Below are 15,902 nucleotides of genomic sequence, written 5' to 3' on the forward strand. Positions count from 1 at the left end.
ATGGCACCCGCATAGTGCACTGGGTTATCGCTCGCCACGGGAATATCTGCGGCAGCAGGCCAGTAATGGGTTAAGTGATAACAGGTGTCTGGAAATATAGGGGCAAATCCAGTAACATTCAGACCAGTATGTCCGGAAATGGCTATAGGGCTGCCAGTTCCGCGTCCTGCTCTACGTCTTGTGCGCTCGAAGCAAGGAAATATACGGATGTGTTTCAGCCACGACCAGAATGAGGATGTGACAGAGAGAATGACAGAGTTTAGTCGTTCTTATATGCACAAATTAAAGGATGTATCGGGGTTTGTGGTTTGTGCTAAATCTCCCAGCTGTGGCATGGAGCGCGTGCGTGTCTATGATGAAAATGGTAATCGAGGTCGTAAAGATGGAGTGGGACTATTTACGAGCACTTTGATGGAAAAGTTTTCCTGGCTACCGGTTGAAGAGGATGGGCGATTACATGATCCAGTGCTTCGTGAGAATTTTGTTGAAAGAGTTTTTGCTTTGCATGAGCTCAATCACCTTTACAAGGAGAAATTATCAAGAAGAGAGTTATTAGCTTTTCATAGTCGTTATAAGCTTCAGTTGTTGGCGCATAGTCAGGCAGGCTATAAAGATATGGGACCATTTGTGGCTGCAATACACGAGTGGGCGGACCTTGAATCATACTTTGAGGTGTATCGTGATAAGCTGATGGCGATTCTCAGAAAACCTGCATCACGTAAAAATCACACGAATGTGCTGATGCATATACAGGGGTATTTTAGTAATTACTTAAGTACACGCCAGCGTAAAGAGTTGACCGAGGTTATACTTAACTATCGCTTTGGCACATTGCCTCTTCTTGCGCCGTTGACTCTGCTGAAGCATTATCTGGGTGAGTATCCTAATGATTACTTGCTTACACAGAATTACTTCGATCCCTATCCGGAAGAACTGGCTCTAAGACTGATGGTGAATTAACTGTATGCGATATCATCTGAAAGTGATGAGTTCCTGTATGCAGGATATTTACAATCGTAAAAACTACACTATGATACCCATAGTGTCAGTTTGTATAAAAATCCTGTTCACGCTGAAGAAAACATTGAGATGCAATTTAATGTTGGTAAACATACCAGCCCCAAAAGATTTTATTCAATCTGTTTTTATATGAAGATATTTCAAGTGAATATTAAGAGTATATAATATTATTATTGCACGCAGCTATTATAATATAACAGATTAGTTTAATGATTTGTTTTTTGTGAGTTAAACACATGGTTTTATAGTTGTGATGCAATGAGATTTTCCTTATTGTTGAACTGGCGAATATTGATTTTCCACCTATACTTACCTGGTGTAACCCCAGTGATATCAGGTGGATAATATGCCATACATATGTTCTGTCATTTTGGTGTTGAACTCGTTTGGTGTCCGAATTGGTAAAGAAGATATTTTGTTTAAAAAAGGAAGTGCTGTCCTCATCGAATACAATTTAAAAGATCTTTTTTCGTCAAATACAGATCATCTAATGATCGTAGATGTTGAGGAGAAAACAGTTAATGATTTCTTTAAAAACTACACACTCTCACCTTTTTCTGTAAGAAGGTTTTATCCGGCATACTTGATAGTAGAATGTGAAGGTTTTTCTTTGTTAAAGAACTTGGTTGCATGCTTGAATTGTGATAGCAAAACCGTGGATGTGGTTAGAAATCAAATATCACTTGCATGTCTTGCTGTCTTATCTTCAGAGAAAATAGTGCAAAGTTTTTTGTTCGGAAGTCTTAATAGCTTAGGTTGTAAAGTTAAGGCTATTATTCACTCGGATATCTCAGCGTCATGGAGACTTTGTGATATATCTTCAAGATTATATATGAGCGAGAGTTTGTTAAAAAGAAAATTAAAAGACGAAGGGGTATCGTTTAGTAGATTAATTCTTGAAGAACGAATGATGATGGCGCAAAGATTATTAATTTACAGTAACCATACTGTCGGCAAGGTGGCGGGAATATGCGGGTATGACAATGCATCATATTTTGTAAGTGTTTTTAGAAGATATTTTGGTGTGCCTCCGCACCAATATTTATCAAGATTTTCTTAGAAGATATGATGTGATGGCATTTTATAAAGTTGTTTTTTTGAAGTGTAAGATTATACGATATTTTTAGCTACGCCAGAATAATTGCTGGCGTTTTTCTTTTTGAATAGATGTTCGGGCCTTACGCTAATGTAATTTTTTTCCTTCTTCGAACCAAACCGTGTACACCATCCGTTATCTGCGGAGGTGAGGCTATGAAATCCATGGATAAGTTAACAACGGGCATCGCCTACGGCACCTCTGCAGGCAGTGCTGGCTACTGGTTTTTACAGTTGCTCGATAAAGTCACGCCCTCACAGTGGGCGGCAATAGGTGTATTGGGTAGTCTGGTATTTGGCATGCTGACGTATCTGACTAACCTTTATTTCAAGATTAAAGAAGACAGGCGTAAGGCTGAGAGAGGAGAGTAATCCAATGACTCAAGTATACGAACTGGTTGTGAAAGGAGTCCGTAATTTTGAGAATAAAGTTGCGGTAACTTTAGCCTTACAGGACAAAGAACGCTTTGACGGTGAGATTTTTGACCTTGATATCACTATGGATCGTGTTGAAGGTGCTGCACTGGAGTTTTATGAGGCAGCAGCCAGAAGGAGAATCAGACAGGTGTTCTTGGATGTTGCTGCCGGGTTATGTGAAGGGGATGAGCAGTCGCCGGAAAAGCGCCCCATAATTTTAGAGGCGCAGAATGTGTGGATAACCTACAAAGGAAAGCTACCAGGAAGAATTACTGGTTATCTGAAGACTCCGCCGGAATGTTAATTTTAACAGCATATTTCTCTTCCAGTAATGCCACCAGCCACTTGAAGGAATTTTGTTGTTCCTGGGACCATTTGGGGCTGTGTGATTCAAGCTGGAGCGATGCCAGTGTTGGTTGCATTTGTTCCCTGGGAATTGACAATGCCAGATATGAAAATGCGACAGTAAGGGCATTAACATCATCCCGAAGCCTGGAAATGCAGTCGAGCAACTCCTGAAGAGAAATGGTGTTATTGTCCATAAATAATCCTCTTGATTGTATTTACCTGTTCTCCGCCTGATTCAACAGGTTGGGACAGATAAACATATCCTGGGTTCAGAAATCGATAAATCCTGATAAATATCCATGAACGTAAAAGTCAAATACGGCCTGTCGGCTGCCGTTCTGGCGCTGATTGGTGCTGGCGCATCTGCTCCTCAGATACTTGACCAGTTTCTGGACGAAAAAGAAGGTAACCACACAATGGCATACCGCGATGGTTCTGGCATATGGACCATCTGTCGGGGTGCCACAGTGGTGGATGGAAAAACCGTTTTTCCCAATATGAAACTGTCGAAGGAAAAATGCGACCAGGTCAACGCCATTGAGCGTGATAAGGCGCTGGCATGGGTGGAGCGCAATATAAAAGTTCCACTGACCGAGCCACAGAAAGCCGGTATCGCGTCATTCTGTCCCTATAACATTGGCCCTGGTAAGTGTTTTCCGTCGACGTTTTATAAGCGGCTTAATGCCGGTGATCGTAAAGGCGCATGCGAGGCGATTCGCTGGTGGATAAAGGACGGTGGACGTGATTGCCGCATTCGTTCAAATAATTGTTACGGTCAGGTTATTCGTCGTGACCAGGAGAGTGCATTAACCTGCTGGGGGATAGAACAGTGAATCAGATATTCACGGTGATTTTGCTCGTGTTGGTAGGATTTGTCGTAGGTAATGTCTGGAGCGACAGAGGATGGCAAAAAAAATGGGCGGAGCGTGATGCTGCCGAATTATCTCAAGAGGTAAATGTCCAATTTGCTGCTCGAATAATTGAACAGGGGCGAAGTATATCCCGTGATGAGGCTGTTAAAGATGCACAACAGAAAGCCGCTGAAATTTCTGCCAGGGCTACTGATCTGTCTGATAGTGTTAACCAGCTGCGTGCCGAAGCAACAAAATATGCCATACGCCTTGACGCAGCGCAGCATACCGCAAATCTTGCCGCTGCCGTCAGAGGCAAAACAACCAAAGCCGCCGAAGGAATGCTCACCAACATGCTCGGAGATATTGCAGCAGAAGCTCAGCTTTATGCTGAAATTGCTGACAAACGCTACATCGCAGGAGTGACTTGTCAACGGATTTATGAATCTTTAAGAGATAAAAAATATCAGATGTAGATTAATATTAAATCGGATTATTTTTAGCGCTGAATGTGAAATTTAAATAAAAAGGACTCTTCCATGAGTCAAAATCCTTGAAATCTTAAGGGTAAGATAAAAGGTCATTAGACAGAATGACACGTTTTATTAATAAATAAAGCTATTGTTTCATTCGTGTGTTTTTCTTTACAAAAGTAATCCTTGCTATGGTTGGTTAATCATGCGTTAATGGTGTTCTGGTTTGTTACAAAATTATCTGAAGCAGTCATTGTTATAATTTTATTATTTGTACCTCTTGAGATTTCCTTGTTGGTTTTTCTCTCTGATATTTTTTTTTCGGACCATTCTGCCCAAGGGCTAACTTCTTCAAAAGGTAATAATGATGTCTAACAAAATGACTGGTTTAGTGAAATGGTTTAACCCTGAAAAAGGTTTTGGTTTCATCACGCCGAAAGATGGTAGCAAAGATGTGTTTGTGCATTTCTCAGCTATTCAGAGCAACGATTTCAAAACGTTAACTGAGAATCAGGAAGTCGAATTTGGTATTGAGAACGGACCTAAAGGCCCTGCAGCTGTTCATGTAGTGGCACTTTGAGGTAGAAAATATTACAAACCATATTCACTTTAGATGCCCGTGTTGCCATGGTTCTCAGTATAGAACATCATCTTTTGATGTTTCTGACAGAAATCCTTTCGGGGCAAAATGTATCTTTTGTAAATCAATGATGATTACATTTGATAATATTTCACAATACTTAAATGTTAGCCATCTGTCGTTAGATTTAAGAAAGTGAAAATGAAGGCTCCTTCGGGAGCTTTTTTGCTTAGTGTCTAGTCGATGGATACTCACATATTACGGTAACATTATGAAAAAAATAATAGTTTTTTTTAACTCTGAACCAGCAATGGTAGTGCCAGTGATGACCGGAGTTAACACCATCATGCGTGAATATCCAAATGGCGAAACAACACACCTCACTGTAATGGCTGCAGGGTTTCCATCTCTGACCGGAGATCATAAAGTCATTTATGTAGCAGCGGATCGACATGTAACTTCAGAAGAAATTCTGGAAGCAGCAATGAGACTCTTGAATTGATTTGATTCTAATGCATTGATAATAAATGATAATCATCTTTATCTGTTTGTGTGAAATTTAGACCGTCGTATGTTGATTATTGCGATGTTTCATCTTATCTTTTATACGTTTGCTCCATATAATTGACACTACTGTGTACCAGGACAGTCATAACAGACTAAAAGAGGAAATGATGAACATTGAAGAGTTAAAAACAAAAACAGAAGCAGATATTTCTGAATATATAACAAAAAAAATCATTGAGCTTAAGAAAAAGACCGGGAAAGAAGTTACCAGTATCCAGTTTACTGCACGGGAAAAAATGACTGGTCTTGAAAGCTATGATATCAAGATTGATTTAATCTAGCATGTTTATAGTATTAGCATCAATTTCTCATCAGATGCTATTCAACAATACAAATTACCCATAAACCTCGTTTTTACGGGGTTTTTTTATATTTAAACATTACCGAATAGATATAAATCTCGATTGTCGATGGTATTGGTTGTGTGACAATACCTAGTCTTTCCGGTATGCCTGAAGAGAATACAAACGACAGATTATGTAAGGGAAACGCGCTGAAACTTTCACTCTTTCATGCTGAGTGATTTGACGTTATATTTTTAGCCGCAAGTGAAGAGCAAACGAATGGAGCGACAAAATGCATAAAGATCAATACACTGATGCCCCCTCCCAGGAGCAGGTTCGTGTAAAAACTATGCTTAATAGCACCATTTCGATGGGTTACCCGGATGTTGTAATTGCATGTATAGAACATCAAGTATCTCTGGAAGCATTCAGGGCAATTGAGGCCGCGTTAGTAAAGCACGATAAGAATACGAAGGATTATTCCCTGGTGGTTGACTGATCACCATAACTGCTAACCATTCTGACCATTTCACAAGTGACAGAGTCAATATCGTATTCTGTCACTGTAAGGCTAATACAGTACTGCAATTCAACTACAGCAATGCCTCGTATTTAGGTGAATTTACAATATCGTCCAGTTCGGATGCCGGCTGCATTTCTGAAGATAAGGCATTTCGGTTCGCGTATTTTCCCCTCATGCTCGTCAGTCCTGCGCGTAGTAAGAAACAGGACACTCACACTAATTTGTGTGGGCATGCTGTGATGTCCTTCTGAATTATCCCCATGCCATTATGTAAAGCTCTGTTTCAGATGCTCGTCACGGTTGTCAGGCTGTCGGGTCCTCCCAGTGGGGGTCCCTGCCACGGGGCGGGAGCGTCGCGGAAAAAGGCTAGTTTTTGCATTTCCATGGCGGCGGCAGCATGTTTGGTAATTTATTGATAATTAAAAGTTATTTCCCTTTTCACCTGTACAATATTTTTTTCTTCCTGTCATTAGACCAGTTTGCAATTAATTGAAATATATAAATAAACCTGATTTTCACCTGCCAGATGGAGTTGCTTATGTCAAATGTGAGCGGGATCGGTGATGCTTATTACTGGAGTGTTTTTAAAATCGCCGAGGCCTTTGGGCTTCACCGGGACACAGTAAAAAAACGGCTCCTCGCGGCCAACACTCCTGTGGCTGCGACTGTCAGGGGGAACCCCGTTTACGCCCTGCAGCATGTCGGGCCCGCCCTGTTTAGTGTGAAGCATGAGGCAGCAGACTCTGTTCATGATCCATCCCGTATGGAGCCGAAAGAGAGAAAGGACTGGTACCAGTCTGAAAATGAAAGGATCAAGCTGGAAAAGGAGCAGCGAAAACTCATCCCAGTTGATGAAGTAGTCATCGTCTATTCGTCCATGAGAAAGGCTGTCGTCCAGGTTCTGGAGACAATTCCGGATGTTCTTGAACGCGATTGCGCTCTGACTCCTCAGGCCGTCGGCGTTGTACAGCAGGCCATTGATGACCTGCGATACACTCTTCAGGAAAAATCCTACGAGGCTTGTGCTGCTGAATTAATTCCTGATGAGGAAGGAGAGAGTCTCTAGGAGGAATAATGGGTTTTTCATCAGCCCGAAATTTGGGAAGGGACATATCGGCAGGATTTTCCCCACCACGTCGCATGCCGATTTCGGAGGCTGTTAAAAAATTCATGCGTGTTCCCAAGGGGGCTGGTAACTCGGTGCCATGGGATCCTGAACTGACACCCTACATCATTGAGCCCATGAACTGCCTGGCATCGCGTGAATACGATGCGGTGATTTTTGTTGGTCCTGCGCGAACAGGGAAGACCATTGGTCTGATCGATGGATGGATTGTCTATACCATCGTTTGCGATCCTTCGGACATGCTCGTTGTGCAGATGACCGAAGATAAGGCCCGCGAGCATTCTAAAAAGCGCCTCGACAGAACGTTCAGAAGCAGTGCGGCGGTAAAGAAAAGAATGAGTCCACGTCGTAACGACAATAATGTCCATGATAAGACGTTCAGGGATGGCTCGTTCCTTAAAATTGGTTGGCCCTCGGTCAACATTATGTCGTCGTCGGATTACCGGTTTGTCGCCTTAACCGATTACGACCGTTTTCCGGAGAATATCGACAGCGAGGGTGATGGTTTCTCCCTGGCCTCAAAACGTACCACCACATTTATGTCCGCCGGGATGACTCTGGTGGAGAGCTCGCCGGGACGTGACATCTGCGACAGCAAATGGCGACGTAAGTCGCCTCATGAAGCGCCACCGACGACTGGTATTCTTTCCCTTTACAATCGTGGTGACCGCCGCCGCTGGTACTGGCCATGTCCGCACTGCGGTGAATATTTTCAGCCAGCTATGGATGCCATGACCGGCTACCGTAATGAACCGGATCCCTTTAAAGCCAGTGAGGCGGCGTATCTACTTTGCCCGCACTGCAGCGGCATTATCACTGCGGAGAAAAAGCGTGAGCTCAATAGTGCAGGAGTCTGGTTGCGTGAAGGTCAGGTCATTGATCGTAACGGCAACGTTTCCGGTGAACCGCGCCGCTCCCGTATCGCCAGTTTCTGGATGGAAGGGCCAGCTGCTGCGTATCAGACCTGGGCGCAACTGGTTTACAAATTACTGACTGCAGAACAGGAGTATGAAGCGACAGGAAGCGAAGAAACACTCAGGGCGGTTATCAACACCGACTGGGGATTGCCTTATCTTCCTCGTGCCAGCATGGAGCAACGAAAAAGTGAACTGCTTGAGCAGCGGGCAGAGCCAGTTCCTTCCTGCAGTGTGCCGGATGGCGTTAATTTCCTTGTGGCGACAGTGGATGTGCAGGCGGGACGTCATCGCCGTTTTGTGGTTCAGGTAACTGGCTATGGCAGTCGTGGCGAACGCTGGATTATTGATCGTTACAATATCACGCAGTCATTGCGCAGTGACTGCGACGGGGAGAGCCAGCGAATTGATCCGGCCAGCTATCCGGAAGACTGGGATGTCCTGCTGACGGATGTTTTTCATAAAAGCTGGCCGCTGGCCTCCGATCCTTCTCAACAAATGCGACTGATGGCAATGGCGGTGGACTCCGGCGGTGAAGACGGGGTCACTGATAATGCCTATAAATTCTGGCGTCGTTGCCGTCGTGATGGCCTTGGTAAACGTATTTACCTGTTTAAGGGCGACAGCATCCGGCGCGCAAAACTGATCACCCGTACATTCCCTGATAACACCGGACGAACGGGCCGACGGGCGCAGGCCGCAGGTGATGTGCCGCTCTGGCTTCTTCAGACGGATGCACTGAAAGACCGGGTGAATAACGCGTTATGGCGTGACTCGCCAGGTCCCGGCTATGTGCATTTCCCTGACTGGCTGGGGAGCTGGTTTTACGACGAACTGACGTATGAAGAGCGGAGCAGTGACGGGAAATGGAGTAAGCCGGGTCGCGGTGCCAACGAAGCTTTTGACCTGATGGTGTATGCCGAGGCTCTGGTCATTCTGCATGGATACGAAAAGATCCGCTGGCCGGATGCACCGGAGTGGGCGAGCCGGGAAACCTGGCTGGAGTGTGTCCCGGACAGTACCGAACCGTCACCCTCACCGGAACCGGTATCCACGCCTGTTAAAAAACAAAAACGGAAGAAAACAGTAACTGACGATGTTAACCCCTGGCTGACTTCCGGAGGATGGTTATGAACCAGAATGATATCGAAGCCATGATTCAGCGTTATACGGAAGCTGAAATGGCGGTGCTGGACGGAAAATCCGTCACCTTTAATGGTCAGCAGATGACCATGGAAAACTTATCTGAGATCCGGCAGGGACGGCAGGAGTGGGAGCGCCGCCTTGCGGCTCTGATTACACGACGACGGGGGCATCCCGGGTACCGGCTGGCGAGGTTCTGATGGCAATTCTTGATGATGTGATTGGCGTTTTTTCACCAGGATGGAAAGCGGCAAGGCTGCGTTCCCGGGCGGTGATCCAGGCTTATGAGGCCGTAAAAACGACGCGGACACACAAAGCCCGGCGGGAAAACCGAACTGCCGACCAGTTAAGCCTCTACGGGGCCGTGTCGTTACGTGAGCAGGCCCGTTACCTTGATAACAACCACGATCTGGTCATTGGTGTATTTGACAAGCTGGAAGAACGGGTGGTGGGGAAAAACGGGATTATTGTCGAGCCACATCCGGTATTACGCAATGGGGCCATTGCCCGTGATCTGGCAGCGGAGATACGCACCCGATGGAGTGAATGGTCTGTCAGTCCGGAAGTTACCGGGCAGTTTACCCGTCCGATGCTGGAACGTCTGATGCTGCGTACCTGGCTGCGCGATGGTGAGGTGTTTGCCCAGATGGTTTCCGGGCGCATAAACAGCCTGACGCCTTCTGCCGGTGTTCATTTCTGGCTGGAGGCACTCGAGCCAGACTTTATTCCCATGACCAGTGATGAGAGCAACAGGCTGAATCAGGGCGTGTTTGTTGATGACTGGGGGCGTCCCGAAAAATATCTGGTGTATAAAAGTCGTCCTGTATCCGGACGGCAGATGGAAACCAAAGAAGTGGATGCAGAGCGAATGCTGCATCTTAAATTTGTTCGCCGTCTGCACCAGATGCGCGGGACGTCTTTATTGTCCGGTGTGCTGATCCGCCTCAGTGCCCTGAAAGAATATGAAGATTCTGAGCTGACTGCAGCAAGGATCGCTGCTGCTCTGGGGATGTACATCCGCAAAGGCGACGGACAGAGCTATGAAACGGATGGTAATGACAGCAAGGAGAATGAACGCGAGCTTACCATTCAGCCAGGCATTATTTACGACGATCTGAAACCCGGCGAAGAAATCGGAATGGTGAAGTCGGATCGCCCCAATCCTAACCTTGAAACTTTTCGTAATGGTCAGTTGCGTGCCGTGGCGGCGGGCAGTCGTCTGAGTTTTTCCAGTACAGCGCGCAACTATAACGGCACTTACAGCGCCCAGCGTCAGGAGCTGGTTGAATCCACTGATGGCTACCTGATCCTGCAGGACTGGTTTATTGGTGCCGTCACCCGCCCGATGTATCGTGCCTGGCTGAAACAGGCTGTGGCATCCGGTGTTATCAGGCTACCCCGCGATCTTGACCGTTCTTCACTGTATACCGCGGTGTATTCCGGACCGGTGATGCCGTGGATTGACCCTGTTAAGGAGGCTGAGGCCTGGAAAATTCAGATTCGTGGTGGAGCGGCGACAGAATCAGACTGGGTACGTGCAGGTGGTCGTAATCCGGATGATGTCAAACGTCGGCGCAAGGCAGAAATTGATGAAAACCGCAAGCTGGATCTGGTATTTGATACCGATCCGGCCAGTGATAAAGGAGGCAGCAGTGCCGCAACGAAACGACAGGAGCCGCAGCACACCGACGACCAGTCCGAAGAATAATTCCTGGTTCAGGATGCAGGCTGGTCACCAGAGTGACGCGGATATTTATATTTATGACGAGATTGGTTTCTGGGGTGTTACAGCGAAGCAGTTTATCAGTGATCTGAATGCACTGGGCGATATCACCCACATTAATCTCCATATCAATTCACCGGGTGGCGATGTCTTTGAAGGCATCGCCATTTTTAATGCGCTGAAAACACATGGTGCGTCCATTACCGTTTATGTCGACGGTGTGGCGGCGTCAATGGCGTCGGTCATTGCGATGGTGGGAAACCCGGTCATTATGCCGGAAAACACCTTCATGATGATTCATAAACCATTTGGCTTTACGGGCGGTGATGCGGAGGACATGCGCACCTATGCCGACCTGCTCGATAAGGTTGAGGCGGTTCTGTTACCCGCTTATGCACAGAAAACCGGGAAAACCACCGATGAAATTGCTGCCATGCTGGCGGATGAGACCTGGATGTCCGGTGCCGAATGTCTGGCACATGGATTTGCTGATCAGGTGACGCCAGCCGTTAAGGCAATGGCATGTATTCAGTCAAAACGTACAGAGGAATTTAAAAAGATGCCGGAATCCATTCGAAACATGATTACTCCGCCACGCAACAGTGCTCCACGCGTACAGGATGATGAACCTGCAGCCTCCCGGACGCCAGTGCAGGCAGCAGCACCCGTGGTGGATGAAAACAGTATCCGTGCGCAGGTACTGGCAGAGCAAAAAGCGCGTGTAAACGGTATTAATGATCTGTTTGCCATGTTTGGCGGGCGTTATCAGACGCTGCAGGCTCAGTGTCTTGCCGATCCTGAGTGTTCGCTGGAGCAGGCCCGCGAAAAGCTGTTGAACGAGATGGGGCGCGAGTCCACGCCATCCAATAAAAATACACCGGCTCATATTTATGCTGGTAACGGTAATTTTGTGGGGGACGGGATCCGCCAGGCGCTGATGGCGCGTGCCGGATTTGAAAAAACCGAACGTGATAATGTCTACAACGGGATGACCCTGCGTGAATATGCCCGTATGTCACTGACTGAACGGGGTATTGGGGTTTCCGGTTATAACCCGATGCAGATGGTCGGTGCGGCGTTCACCCACAGTACGTCTGACTTCGGTAATATTCTGCTGGATGTTGCGAACAAAGCCATTCTGCAGGGCTGGGAAGATGCTCCTGAAACCTATGAACAATGGACGCGGAAAGGTCAGTTGTCTGATTTTAAAATTGCCCATCGTGTGGGTATGGGGGGCTTCAGTGCTCTGCGTCAGGTGCGTGAAGGGGCGGAATATAAATACGTCACCACCGGAGATAAACAGGCCACTATTGCACTGGCGACCTATGGCGAGCTGTTCAGTATCACCCGTCAGGCCATTATCAATGATGATCTGAATATGCTGACCGATGTCCCGATGAAACTGGGCCGTGCGGCGAAATCCACTATTGCCGATCTGGTTTATGCCATTCTGACGTCTAACCCGAAAATCTCCACAGATAATGTAAGTCTGTTCGATAAAGCGAAACATGCAAACGTACTGGAGAGCGCTGCAATGGACGTGGCATCGCTGGATAAAGCCCGCCAGTTGATGCGCGTTCAGAAAGAGGGGGAGCGTCATCTGAATATTCGTCCTGCGTTCGTACTGGTACCGACGGCGATGGAGTCTGTTGCTAACCAGGTCATTCGCTCCTCAAGTGTCAAGGGGGCTGACATTAACGCCGGTATTATTAACCCGGTGAAAGATTTTGCGACCGTTATTGCAGAGCCTCGTCTTGATGATAACAGCCAGACCACCTTCTACCTGGCTGCGTCAAAAGGCTCCGATACGATTGAAGTGGCTTATCTCAACGGTGTGGATACGCCATATATTGATCAGATGGAGGGCTTCAGTGTGGATGGCGTGACAACGAAAGTGCGTATTGACGCCGGTGTCGCGCCAGTTGATCACCGCGGTCTGGTGAAATGTACGGCGTAAACGTCGCAGACAACAACTCTGATGGCCCGTAAGGGCTTTTTTTGTACCTGAAATCAGCCCCTGAACGGGGCTGTGCGGAGACAGTTATGGCAAAGAATTTTGTAGAAGAAGGAAAAACGGTGGCGATTGTTGCCAGTGCAGCCATCAGCAGCGGAGAGCTGGTGCAGGTGGGTGATGTTTTTGCGGTGGCGCTGACCGATATTCCACAGGGTGAAACAGGCGACGGCATGACCGAAGGTGTGTTTATGCTGCCTAAGCTGAAAACGGATGACATGAAAACGGGTAAGAAGGTTTATCTGAAGTCCGGAAAAGTTCAGCTGACTAACAGCGGCTCTGATCCGCTGGTCGGGGTTGTCTGGGCAGATGCCGGAACCAGTGCAGAAGAAGTGCCGGTAAAACTCAATGTCTGATCCCTTTTCCCGGCTGGCAGCGCGTATGGATGCGATCACGGTCAGAAAGATGGGAAAGACAGCCTCGATTAATGATGTCGATATGACTGTGATCCCGGGAGAAACACTGGCAGAGCTGAATGCTCTGTCCGGACCTGCGGTCTCTCTGGTGGTGTTTTCTTCGGGATACCGCCCACGGCGCGGGGATCGCGTTGTTTATAACGGACAACAATGGACGGTCACACGGCATGAACGCTTTAACGGTAAGCCAATGATCTTTATTGAGTAAAGAGGTGTGGGATGAAGGGGCTTGAGAATGCCATCCGCAATCTGAACAGCCTTGATACCCGTATGGTGCCACAGGCCAGCGCATGGGCGATAAACCGTGTGGCACAGAAAGCGGTCTCGGTTGCCACCCGGCAGGTTGCCGGGAATACCGTTGCGGGAGATAACCAGGTGAAAGGGATCCCCCTGAAACTGGTACGTCAGCGTGTCCGGGTGTTTAAAGCCAGTCCGTCAGGAAAAATGACGGCCAGGATCCGCGTTAACCGGGGCAATCTGCCCGCCATCAAACTGAACACAACACGGCGGCGTGCTGGTGAAGGACTGAGAGTGGGAAAATACTTTTTCCGGGGGGCATTTGTTCAGCAACTGGCGAATGGCCGCTGGCATGTTCTGAGGCGTCTTCCTGAAGCGCGTTTTGCAACAGGGCATGACCATCAGGGCAGGCCAAGAAAAAATCGTCTTCCTGTGGAGGTAGTGAAAATCCCGCTGTCCGGACCGCTGACACAGGCATTTGAAGATGCCCGCGACCACATCATTGCTGCGGAAATGCCGAAACAGCTGGGGTATGCACTGAAACAACAACTGAGGTTATGGCTGACCCGATGAACCGACATACACAAATCCGCCAGGTCGTACTGGCACGCCTTCGGGAACAGTGTGGAGACAGCGCCACGTTTTTTGACGGGCTTCCGGCATTTATTGATGCGCAGGAACTGCCTGCCGTGGCGGTGTGGCTGAGTGATGCTCAGTACACCGGAAAAATGACGGATGAAGATGACTGGCAGGCTGTTCTGCATATTGCCGTCTTCATCCGGGCACAGGCACCGGATTCAGAGCTGGATATGTGGATGGAGAGCACCATTTTCCCGGCCCTGAATGATGTACCGGCACTTTCCGGACTCATCGACACCCTGAACCCACTCGGTTTTAACTATCAACGTGATAATGAGATGGCCACCTGGGCGATGGCGGAAATCACGTACCAGATCACGTACACGAATTAAGGAGGTGGTAATGACCACACCAAATCCACTGGCAAAGACGAAAGGTGCGGGGACGACGTTCTGGATGTATACCGGCAACGGCGATGCGTTTGCGAACCCTTTGTCGGACACTGACTGGCTGCGTCTTGCGATGGTGAAGGATCTGCAACCTGGCGAAATGACCGCTGATGCAGAAGATGACACTTATCTCGATGATGAAGATGCAGACTGGAAAACGACAACCCAGGGGCAGAAATCCGTTGGTGATACTTCGGCGACGCTGGCCTGGCGTCCGGGTGACAGCGGGCAGAAAAAACTGGTTCAGTTGTTCGACTCCGGTGAAGTCTGCGCGTTTCGTATCAAATATCCCAACGGCACTGTTGATGTTTTCCGTGGCTGGCTGAGCTCACTGGGTAAAACCATTGCCTCAAAAGACGTGATGACCCGCACTGTGAAAATCAGCGGTGTGGGGCGTCCGTATCTGGCAGAGGAAGGCACTGAAACCGTGAGCGTTACCGGGCTGACAGTATCACCGGCGTCTGCCAGTGTAAAAGTGGGAGCAACCACCACGCTGACCTTTACAGTAAAACCTGACGGAGCCAGTGACAAAGCGATCAGTGTGCATTCGTCAGATCCACAGACTGCCACGGTTACCCTGAACGGACTTGTGGCCACGGTAAAAGGCGTGAAGCAGGGCAGTGTCAGCATTGTGGGCATGACCGCTGACGGGAATTTTGTGGCTGTGACTGCGGTGACTGTCAGCGCAGCAGGTTAACAGGACGATACTCATCATTTGCCCCGGTTATGCGGGGCTTTTTTGCAGGTGGAGAACATGATGTTTCTGAAACAGGACACGTTTAATTATGAAAAACAGTCCGTGGTGCTCAGTGAGCTGTCCGGGCTGCAGAGAATTGAATATCTGACGTTTGTTCAGCAGCGAACGGCAAAGTTTGATGCCGTGGAGGGAGAACTGCCGGAGGCTGAACGACAGATTGCTTTTCTGCGGATGGGGATGGATATCAATGCCTGGCTGGTTTCCCGCTCACTGTGGAATGCGGATCAGTCTAAGGATGTAGAGACGCTTTGCGCATCCGTTATTACAACATGGTCGTATGATGCCCTGGGTGCGGGGGCGGAGATGGTTCTGTCGCTGAGCGGTATGGGGGCCATTGATAATGCCGTGGATGATGAGCATGAGGCGCTGACGCCGGAAAAGTCCTGACG

General features: G+C 47.9%; 22 protein-coding genes and 2 pseudogenes. 23 read left to right on the top strand and 1 reads right to left on the bottom strand.

The window, feature by feature from the left end:
- Positions 1 to 111 precede the first annotated feature (111 nt).
- From ACJHYD_RS19245 to ACJHYD_RS19260, 4 genes and pseudogenes are all read left to right on the top strand, one after another.
- Positions 112 to 960: pseudogene (locus ACJHYD_RS19245) on the top strand (YbgA family protein); the annotation flags it as partial.
- A gap of 406 nt (positions 961 to 1,366) precedes the next feature.
- Entirely contained in the window at positions 1,367 to 2,080 is a 714-nt protein-coding gene (locus ACJHYD_RS19250; protein ID WP_069903857.1) for a helix-turn-helix domain-containing protein, read from the top strand.
- Between the two features lie 191 nt (positions 2,081 to 2,271).
- A complete protein-coding gene (gene essD, locus ACJHYD_RS19255) occupies positions 2,272 to 2,487 on the top strand; it encodes a phage lysis protein EssD (RefSeq protein ID WP_024223435.1) in 216 nt (71 codons plus the stop codon).
- A 4-nt stretch (positions 2,488 to 2,491) separates the two neighbouring features.
- Positions 2,492 to 2,836, top strand: a complete 345-nt coding sequence (locus ACJHYD_RS19260; RefSeq protein ID WP_069903858.1) for a YdfR family protein — start codon at positions 2,492 to 2,494, stop codon at positions 2,834 to 2,836.
- Here ACJHYD_RS19260 and ACJHYD_RS19265 read toward each other — a convergent pair.
- Entirely contained in the window at positions 2,802 to 3,074 is a 273-nt protein-coding gene (locus ACJHYD_RS19265) for a hypothetical protein (protein ID WP_069903859.1), read from the bottom strand. The genes ACJHYD_RS19260 and ACJHYD_RS19265 overlap by 35 nt on opposite strands.
- A gap of 105 nt (positions 3,075 to 3,179) precedes the next feature.
- Here ACJHYD_RS19265 and ACJHYD_RS19270 point away from each other — a divergent pair, with 105 nt between their 5' ends.
- From ACJHYD_RS19270 to gpG, 19 genes and pseudogenes are all read left to right on the top strand, one after another.
- Positions 3,180 to 3,713, top strand: coding sequence for a lysozyme (locus tag ACJHYD_RS19270; protein ID WP_109553731.1), 534 nt, complete (start codon positions 3,180 to 3,182; stop codon positions 3,711 to 3,713).
- Positions 3,710 to 4,207 (top strand): DUF2514 domain-containing protein, encoded by a 498-nt coding sequence (locus tag ACJHYD_RS19275; RefSeq protein WP_410228828.1) that lies wholly within the window; start codon positions 3,710 to 3,712, stop codon positions 4,205 to 4,207. The genes ACJHYD_RS19270 and ACJHYD_RS19275 overlap by 4 nt, the downstream gene beginning before the upstream one ends.
- Positions 4,208 to 4,571: 364 nt before the next feature.
- The gene (cspI, locus tag ACJHYD_RS19280; protein WP_000066495.1) at positions 4,572 to 4,784 is read left to right on the top strand and encodes a cold shock protein CspI; all 213 of its coding nucleotides are present in this window, start codon (positions 4,572 to 4,574) and stop codon (positions 4,782 to 4,784) included.
- A 10-nt stretch (positions 4,785 to 4,794) separates the two neighbouring features.
- Positions 4,795 to 4,983, top strand: a complete 189-nt coding sequence (locus tag ACJHYD_RS19285; RefSeq protein WP_071526745.1) for a cold-shock protein — start codon at positions 4,795 to 4,797, stop codon at positions 4,981 to 4,983.
- A gap of 2 nt (positions 4,984 to 4,985) precedes the next feature.
- Positions 4,986 to 5,024: pseudogene (locus tag ACJHYD_RS19290) on the top strand (hypothetical protein).
- Positions 5,025 to 5,055: 31 nt separating this feature from the next.
- Entirely contained in the window at positions 5,056 to 5,286 is a 231-nt protein-coding gene (gene ynfN, locus ACJHYD_RS19295; RefSeq protein WP_000720960.1) for a protein YnfN, read from the top strand.
- Positions 5,287 to 5,458: 172 nt separating this feature from the next.
- Positions 5,459 to 5,632, top strand: coding sequence for a GnsA/GnsB family addiction module toxin (locus ACJHYD_RS19300; protein WP_001019207.1), 174 nt, complete (start codon positions 5,459 to 5,461; stop codon positions 5,630 to 5,632).
- 295 nt (positions 5,633 to 5,927) lie between these two features.
- Positions 5,928 to 6,134, top strand: coding sequence for a hypothetical protein (locus ACJHYD_RS19305; protein WP_000548593.1), 207 nt, complete (start codon positions 5,928 to 5,930; stop codon positions 6,132 to 6,134).
- Between the two features lie 562 nt (positions 6,135 to 6,696).
- Positions 6,697 to 7,224 (top strand): DUF1441 family protein, encoded by a 528-nt coding sequence (locus ACJHYD_RS19310; protein WP_001389340.1) that lies wholly within the window; start codon positions 6,697 to 6,699, stop codon positions 7,222 to 7,224.
- An 8-nt stretch (positions 7,225 to 7,232) separates the two neighbouring features.
- On the top strand, positions 7,233 to 9,332 hold the full coding sequence (locus ACJHYD_RS19315; RefSeq protein ID WP_000507025.1) for a phage terminase large subunit family protein: 2,100 nt from the start codon (positions 7,233 to 7,235) through the stop codon (positions 9,330 to 9,332).
- Positions 9,329 to 9,541, top strand: coding sequence for a hypothetical protein (locus ACJHYD_RS19320; protein WP_001072975.1), 213 nt, complete (start codon positions 9,329 to 9,331; stop codon positions 9,539 to 9,541). The genes ACJHYD_RS19315 and ACJHYD_RS19320 overlap by 4 nt, the downstream gene beginning before the upstream one ends.
- Positions 9,541 to 11,049 carry a phage portal protein gene (locus ACJHYD_RS19325; protein WP_000985923.1) on the top strand — a complete coding sequence of 503 codons (1,509 nt, stop codon included), beginning with the start codon at positions 9,541 to 9,543 and terminating at the stop codon, positions 11,047 to 11,049. Before ACJHYD_RS19320 ends, ACJHYD_RS19325 begins: the two co-directional genes overlap by 1 nt.
- The gene (locus ACJHYD_RS19330) at positions 10,994 to 13,021 is read left to right on the top strand and encodes a ClpP-like prohead protease/major capsid protein fusion protein (protein ID WP_001136590.1); all 2,028 of its coding nucleotides are present in this window, start codon (positions 10,994 to 10,996) and stop codon (positions 13,019 to 13,021) included. The genes ACJHYD_RS19325 and ACJHYD_RS19330 overlap by 56 nt, the downstream gene beginning before the upstream one ends.
- Before the next feature lie 86 nt (positions 13,022 to 13,107).
- The gene (locus tag ACJHYD_RS19335) at positions 13,108 to 13,431 is read left to right on the top strand and encodes a DUF2190 family protein (RefSeq protein ID WP_001097055.1); all 324 of its coding nucleotides are present in this window, start codon (positions 13,108 to 13,110) and stop codon (positions 13,429 to 13,431) included.
- A complete protein-coding gene (locus ACJHYD_RS19340; protein WP_109553732.1) occupies positions 13,424 to 13,699 on the top strand; it encodes a DNA breaking-rejoining protein in 276 nt (91 codons plus the stop codon). Before ACJHYD_RS19335 ends, ACJHYD_RS19340 begins: the two co-directional genes overlap by 8 nt.
- Before the next feature lie 11 nt (positions 13,700 to 13,710).
- On the top strand, positions 13,711 to 14,301 hold the full coding sequence (locus tag ACJHYD_RS19345) for a phage tail protein (RefSeq protein WP_000677119.1): 591 nt from the start codon (positions 13,711 to 13,713) through the stop codon (positions 14,299 to 14,301).
- Positions 14,298 to 14,699: a phage minor tail U family protein gene (locus ACJHYD_RS19350; RefSeq protein WP_001079412.1), complete on the top strand. Its 402-nt coding sequence runs from the start codon at positions 14,298 to 14,300 to the stop codon at positions 14,697 to 14,699. The genes ACJHYD_RS19345 and ACJHYD_RS19350 overlap by 4 nt, the downstream gene beginning before the upstream one ends.
- 10 nt (positions 14,700 to 14,709) lie before the next feature.
- Positions 14,710 to 15,453: a phage tail protein gene (locus ACJHYD_RS19355; protein WP_000211132.1), complete on the top strand. Its 744-nt coding sequence runs from the start codon at positions 14,710 to 14,712 to the stop codon at positions 15,451 to 15,453.
- Between the two features lie 60 nt (positions 15,454 to 15,513).
- Positions 15,514 to 15,900, top strand: a complete 387-nt coding sequence (gene gpG / locus ACJHYD_RS19360) for a phage tail assembly chaperone G (protein WP_001366333.1) — start codon at positions 15,514 to 15,516, stop codon at positions 15,898 to 15,900.
- Positions 15,901 to 15,902: the final 2 nt, after the last annotated feature.

The organism is Escherichia sp. WS1368 (assembly GCF_046487485.1).
Taxonomy (GTDB): Bacteria; Pseudomonadota; Gammaproteobacteria; order Enterobacterales; family Enterobacteriaceae; genus Escherichia; species Escherichia coli.

Coding starts and splice junctions, on each gene's coding strand:
- ACJHYD_RS19305 (WP_000548593.1), top strand. CDS start 5,928: ATGCATAAAGATCAATACACTGATGCCCCCTCCCAGGAGCAGGTTCGT.
- ACJHYD_RS19345 (WP_000677119.1), top strand. CDS start 13,711: ATGAAGGGGCTTGAGAATGCCATCCGCAATCTGAACAGCCTTGATACC.
- ACJHYD_RS19265 (WP_069903859.1), bottom strand. CDS start 3,074: ATGGACAATAACACCATTTCTCTTCAGGAGTTGCTCGACTGCATTTCC.
- ACJHYD_RS19315 (WP_000507025.1), top strand. CDS start 7,233: ATGGGTTTTTCATCAGCCCGAAATTTGGGAAGGGACATATCGGCAGGA.
- ACJHYD_RS19260 (WP_069903858.1), top strand. CDS start 2,492: ATGACTCAAGTATACGAACTGGTTGTGAAAGGAGTCCGTAATTTTGAG.
- ACJHYD_RS19300 (WP_001019207.1), top strand. CDS start 5,459: ATGAACATTGAAGAGTTAAAAACAAAAACAGAAGCAGATATTTCTGAA.
- ACJHYD_RS19325 (WP_000985923.1), top strand. CDS start 9,541: ATGGCAATTCTTGATGATGTGATTGGCGTTTTTTCACCAGGATGGAAA.
- ACJHYD_RS19340 (WP_109553732.1), top strand. CDS start 13,424: ATGTCTGATCCCTTTTCCCGGCTGGCAGCGCGTATGGATGCGATCACG.
- ACJHYD_RS19355 (WP_000211132.1), top strand. CDS start 14,710: ATGACCACACCAAATCCACTGGCAAAGACGAAAGGTGCGGGGACGACG.
- gpG (WP_001366333.1), top strand. CDS start 15,514: ATGTTTCTGAAACAGGACACGTTTAATTATGAAAAACAGTCCGTGGTG.
- ACJHYD_RS19320 (WP_001072975.1), top strand. CDS start 9,329: ATGAACCAGAATGATATCGAAGCCATGATTCAGCGTTATACGGAAGCT.
- ACJHYD_RS19310 (WP_001389340.1), top strand. CDS start 6,697: ATGTCAAATGTGAGCGGGATCGGTGATGCTTATTACTGGAGTGTTTTT.
- ACJHYD_RS19335 (WP_001097055.1), top strand. CDS start 13,108: ATGGCAAAGAATTTTGTAGAAGAAGGAAAAACGGTGGCGATTGTTGCC.
- ACJHYD_RS19250 (WP_069903857.1), top strand. CDS start 1,367: ATGCCATACATATGTTCTGTCATTTTGGTGTTGAACTCGTTTGGTGTC.
- ACJHYD_RS19350 (WP_001079412.1), top strand. CDS start 14,298: ATGAACCGACATACACAAATCCGCCAGGTCGTACTGGCACGCCTTCGG.
- essD (WP_024223435.1), top strand. CDS start 2,272: ATGAAATCCATGGATAAGTTAACAACGGGCATCGCCTACGGCACCTCT.
- ACJHYD_RS19270 (WP_109553731.1), top strand. CDS start 3,180: ATGAACGTAAAAGTCAAATACGGCCTGTCGGCTGCCGTTCTGGCGCTG.
- cspI (WP_000066495.1), top strand. CDS start 4,572: ATGTCTAACAAAATGACTGGTTTAGTGAAATGGTTTAACCCTGAAAAA.
- ynfN (WP_000720960.1), top strand. CDS start 5,056: ATGAAAAAAATAATAGTTTTTTTTAACTCTGAACCAGCAATGGTAGTG.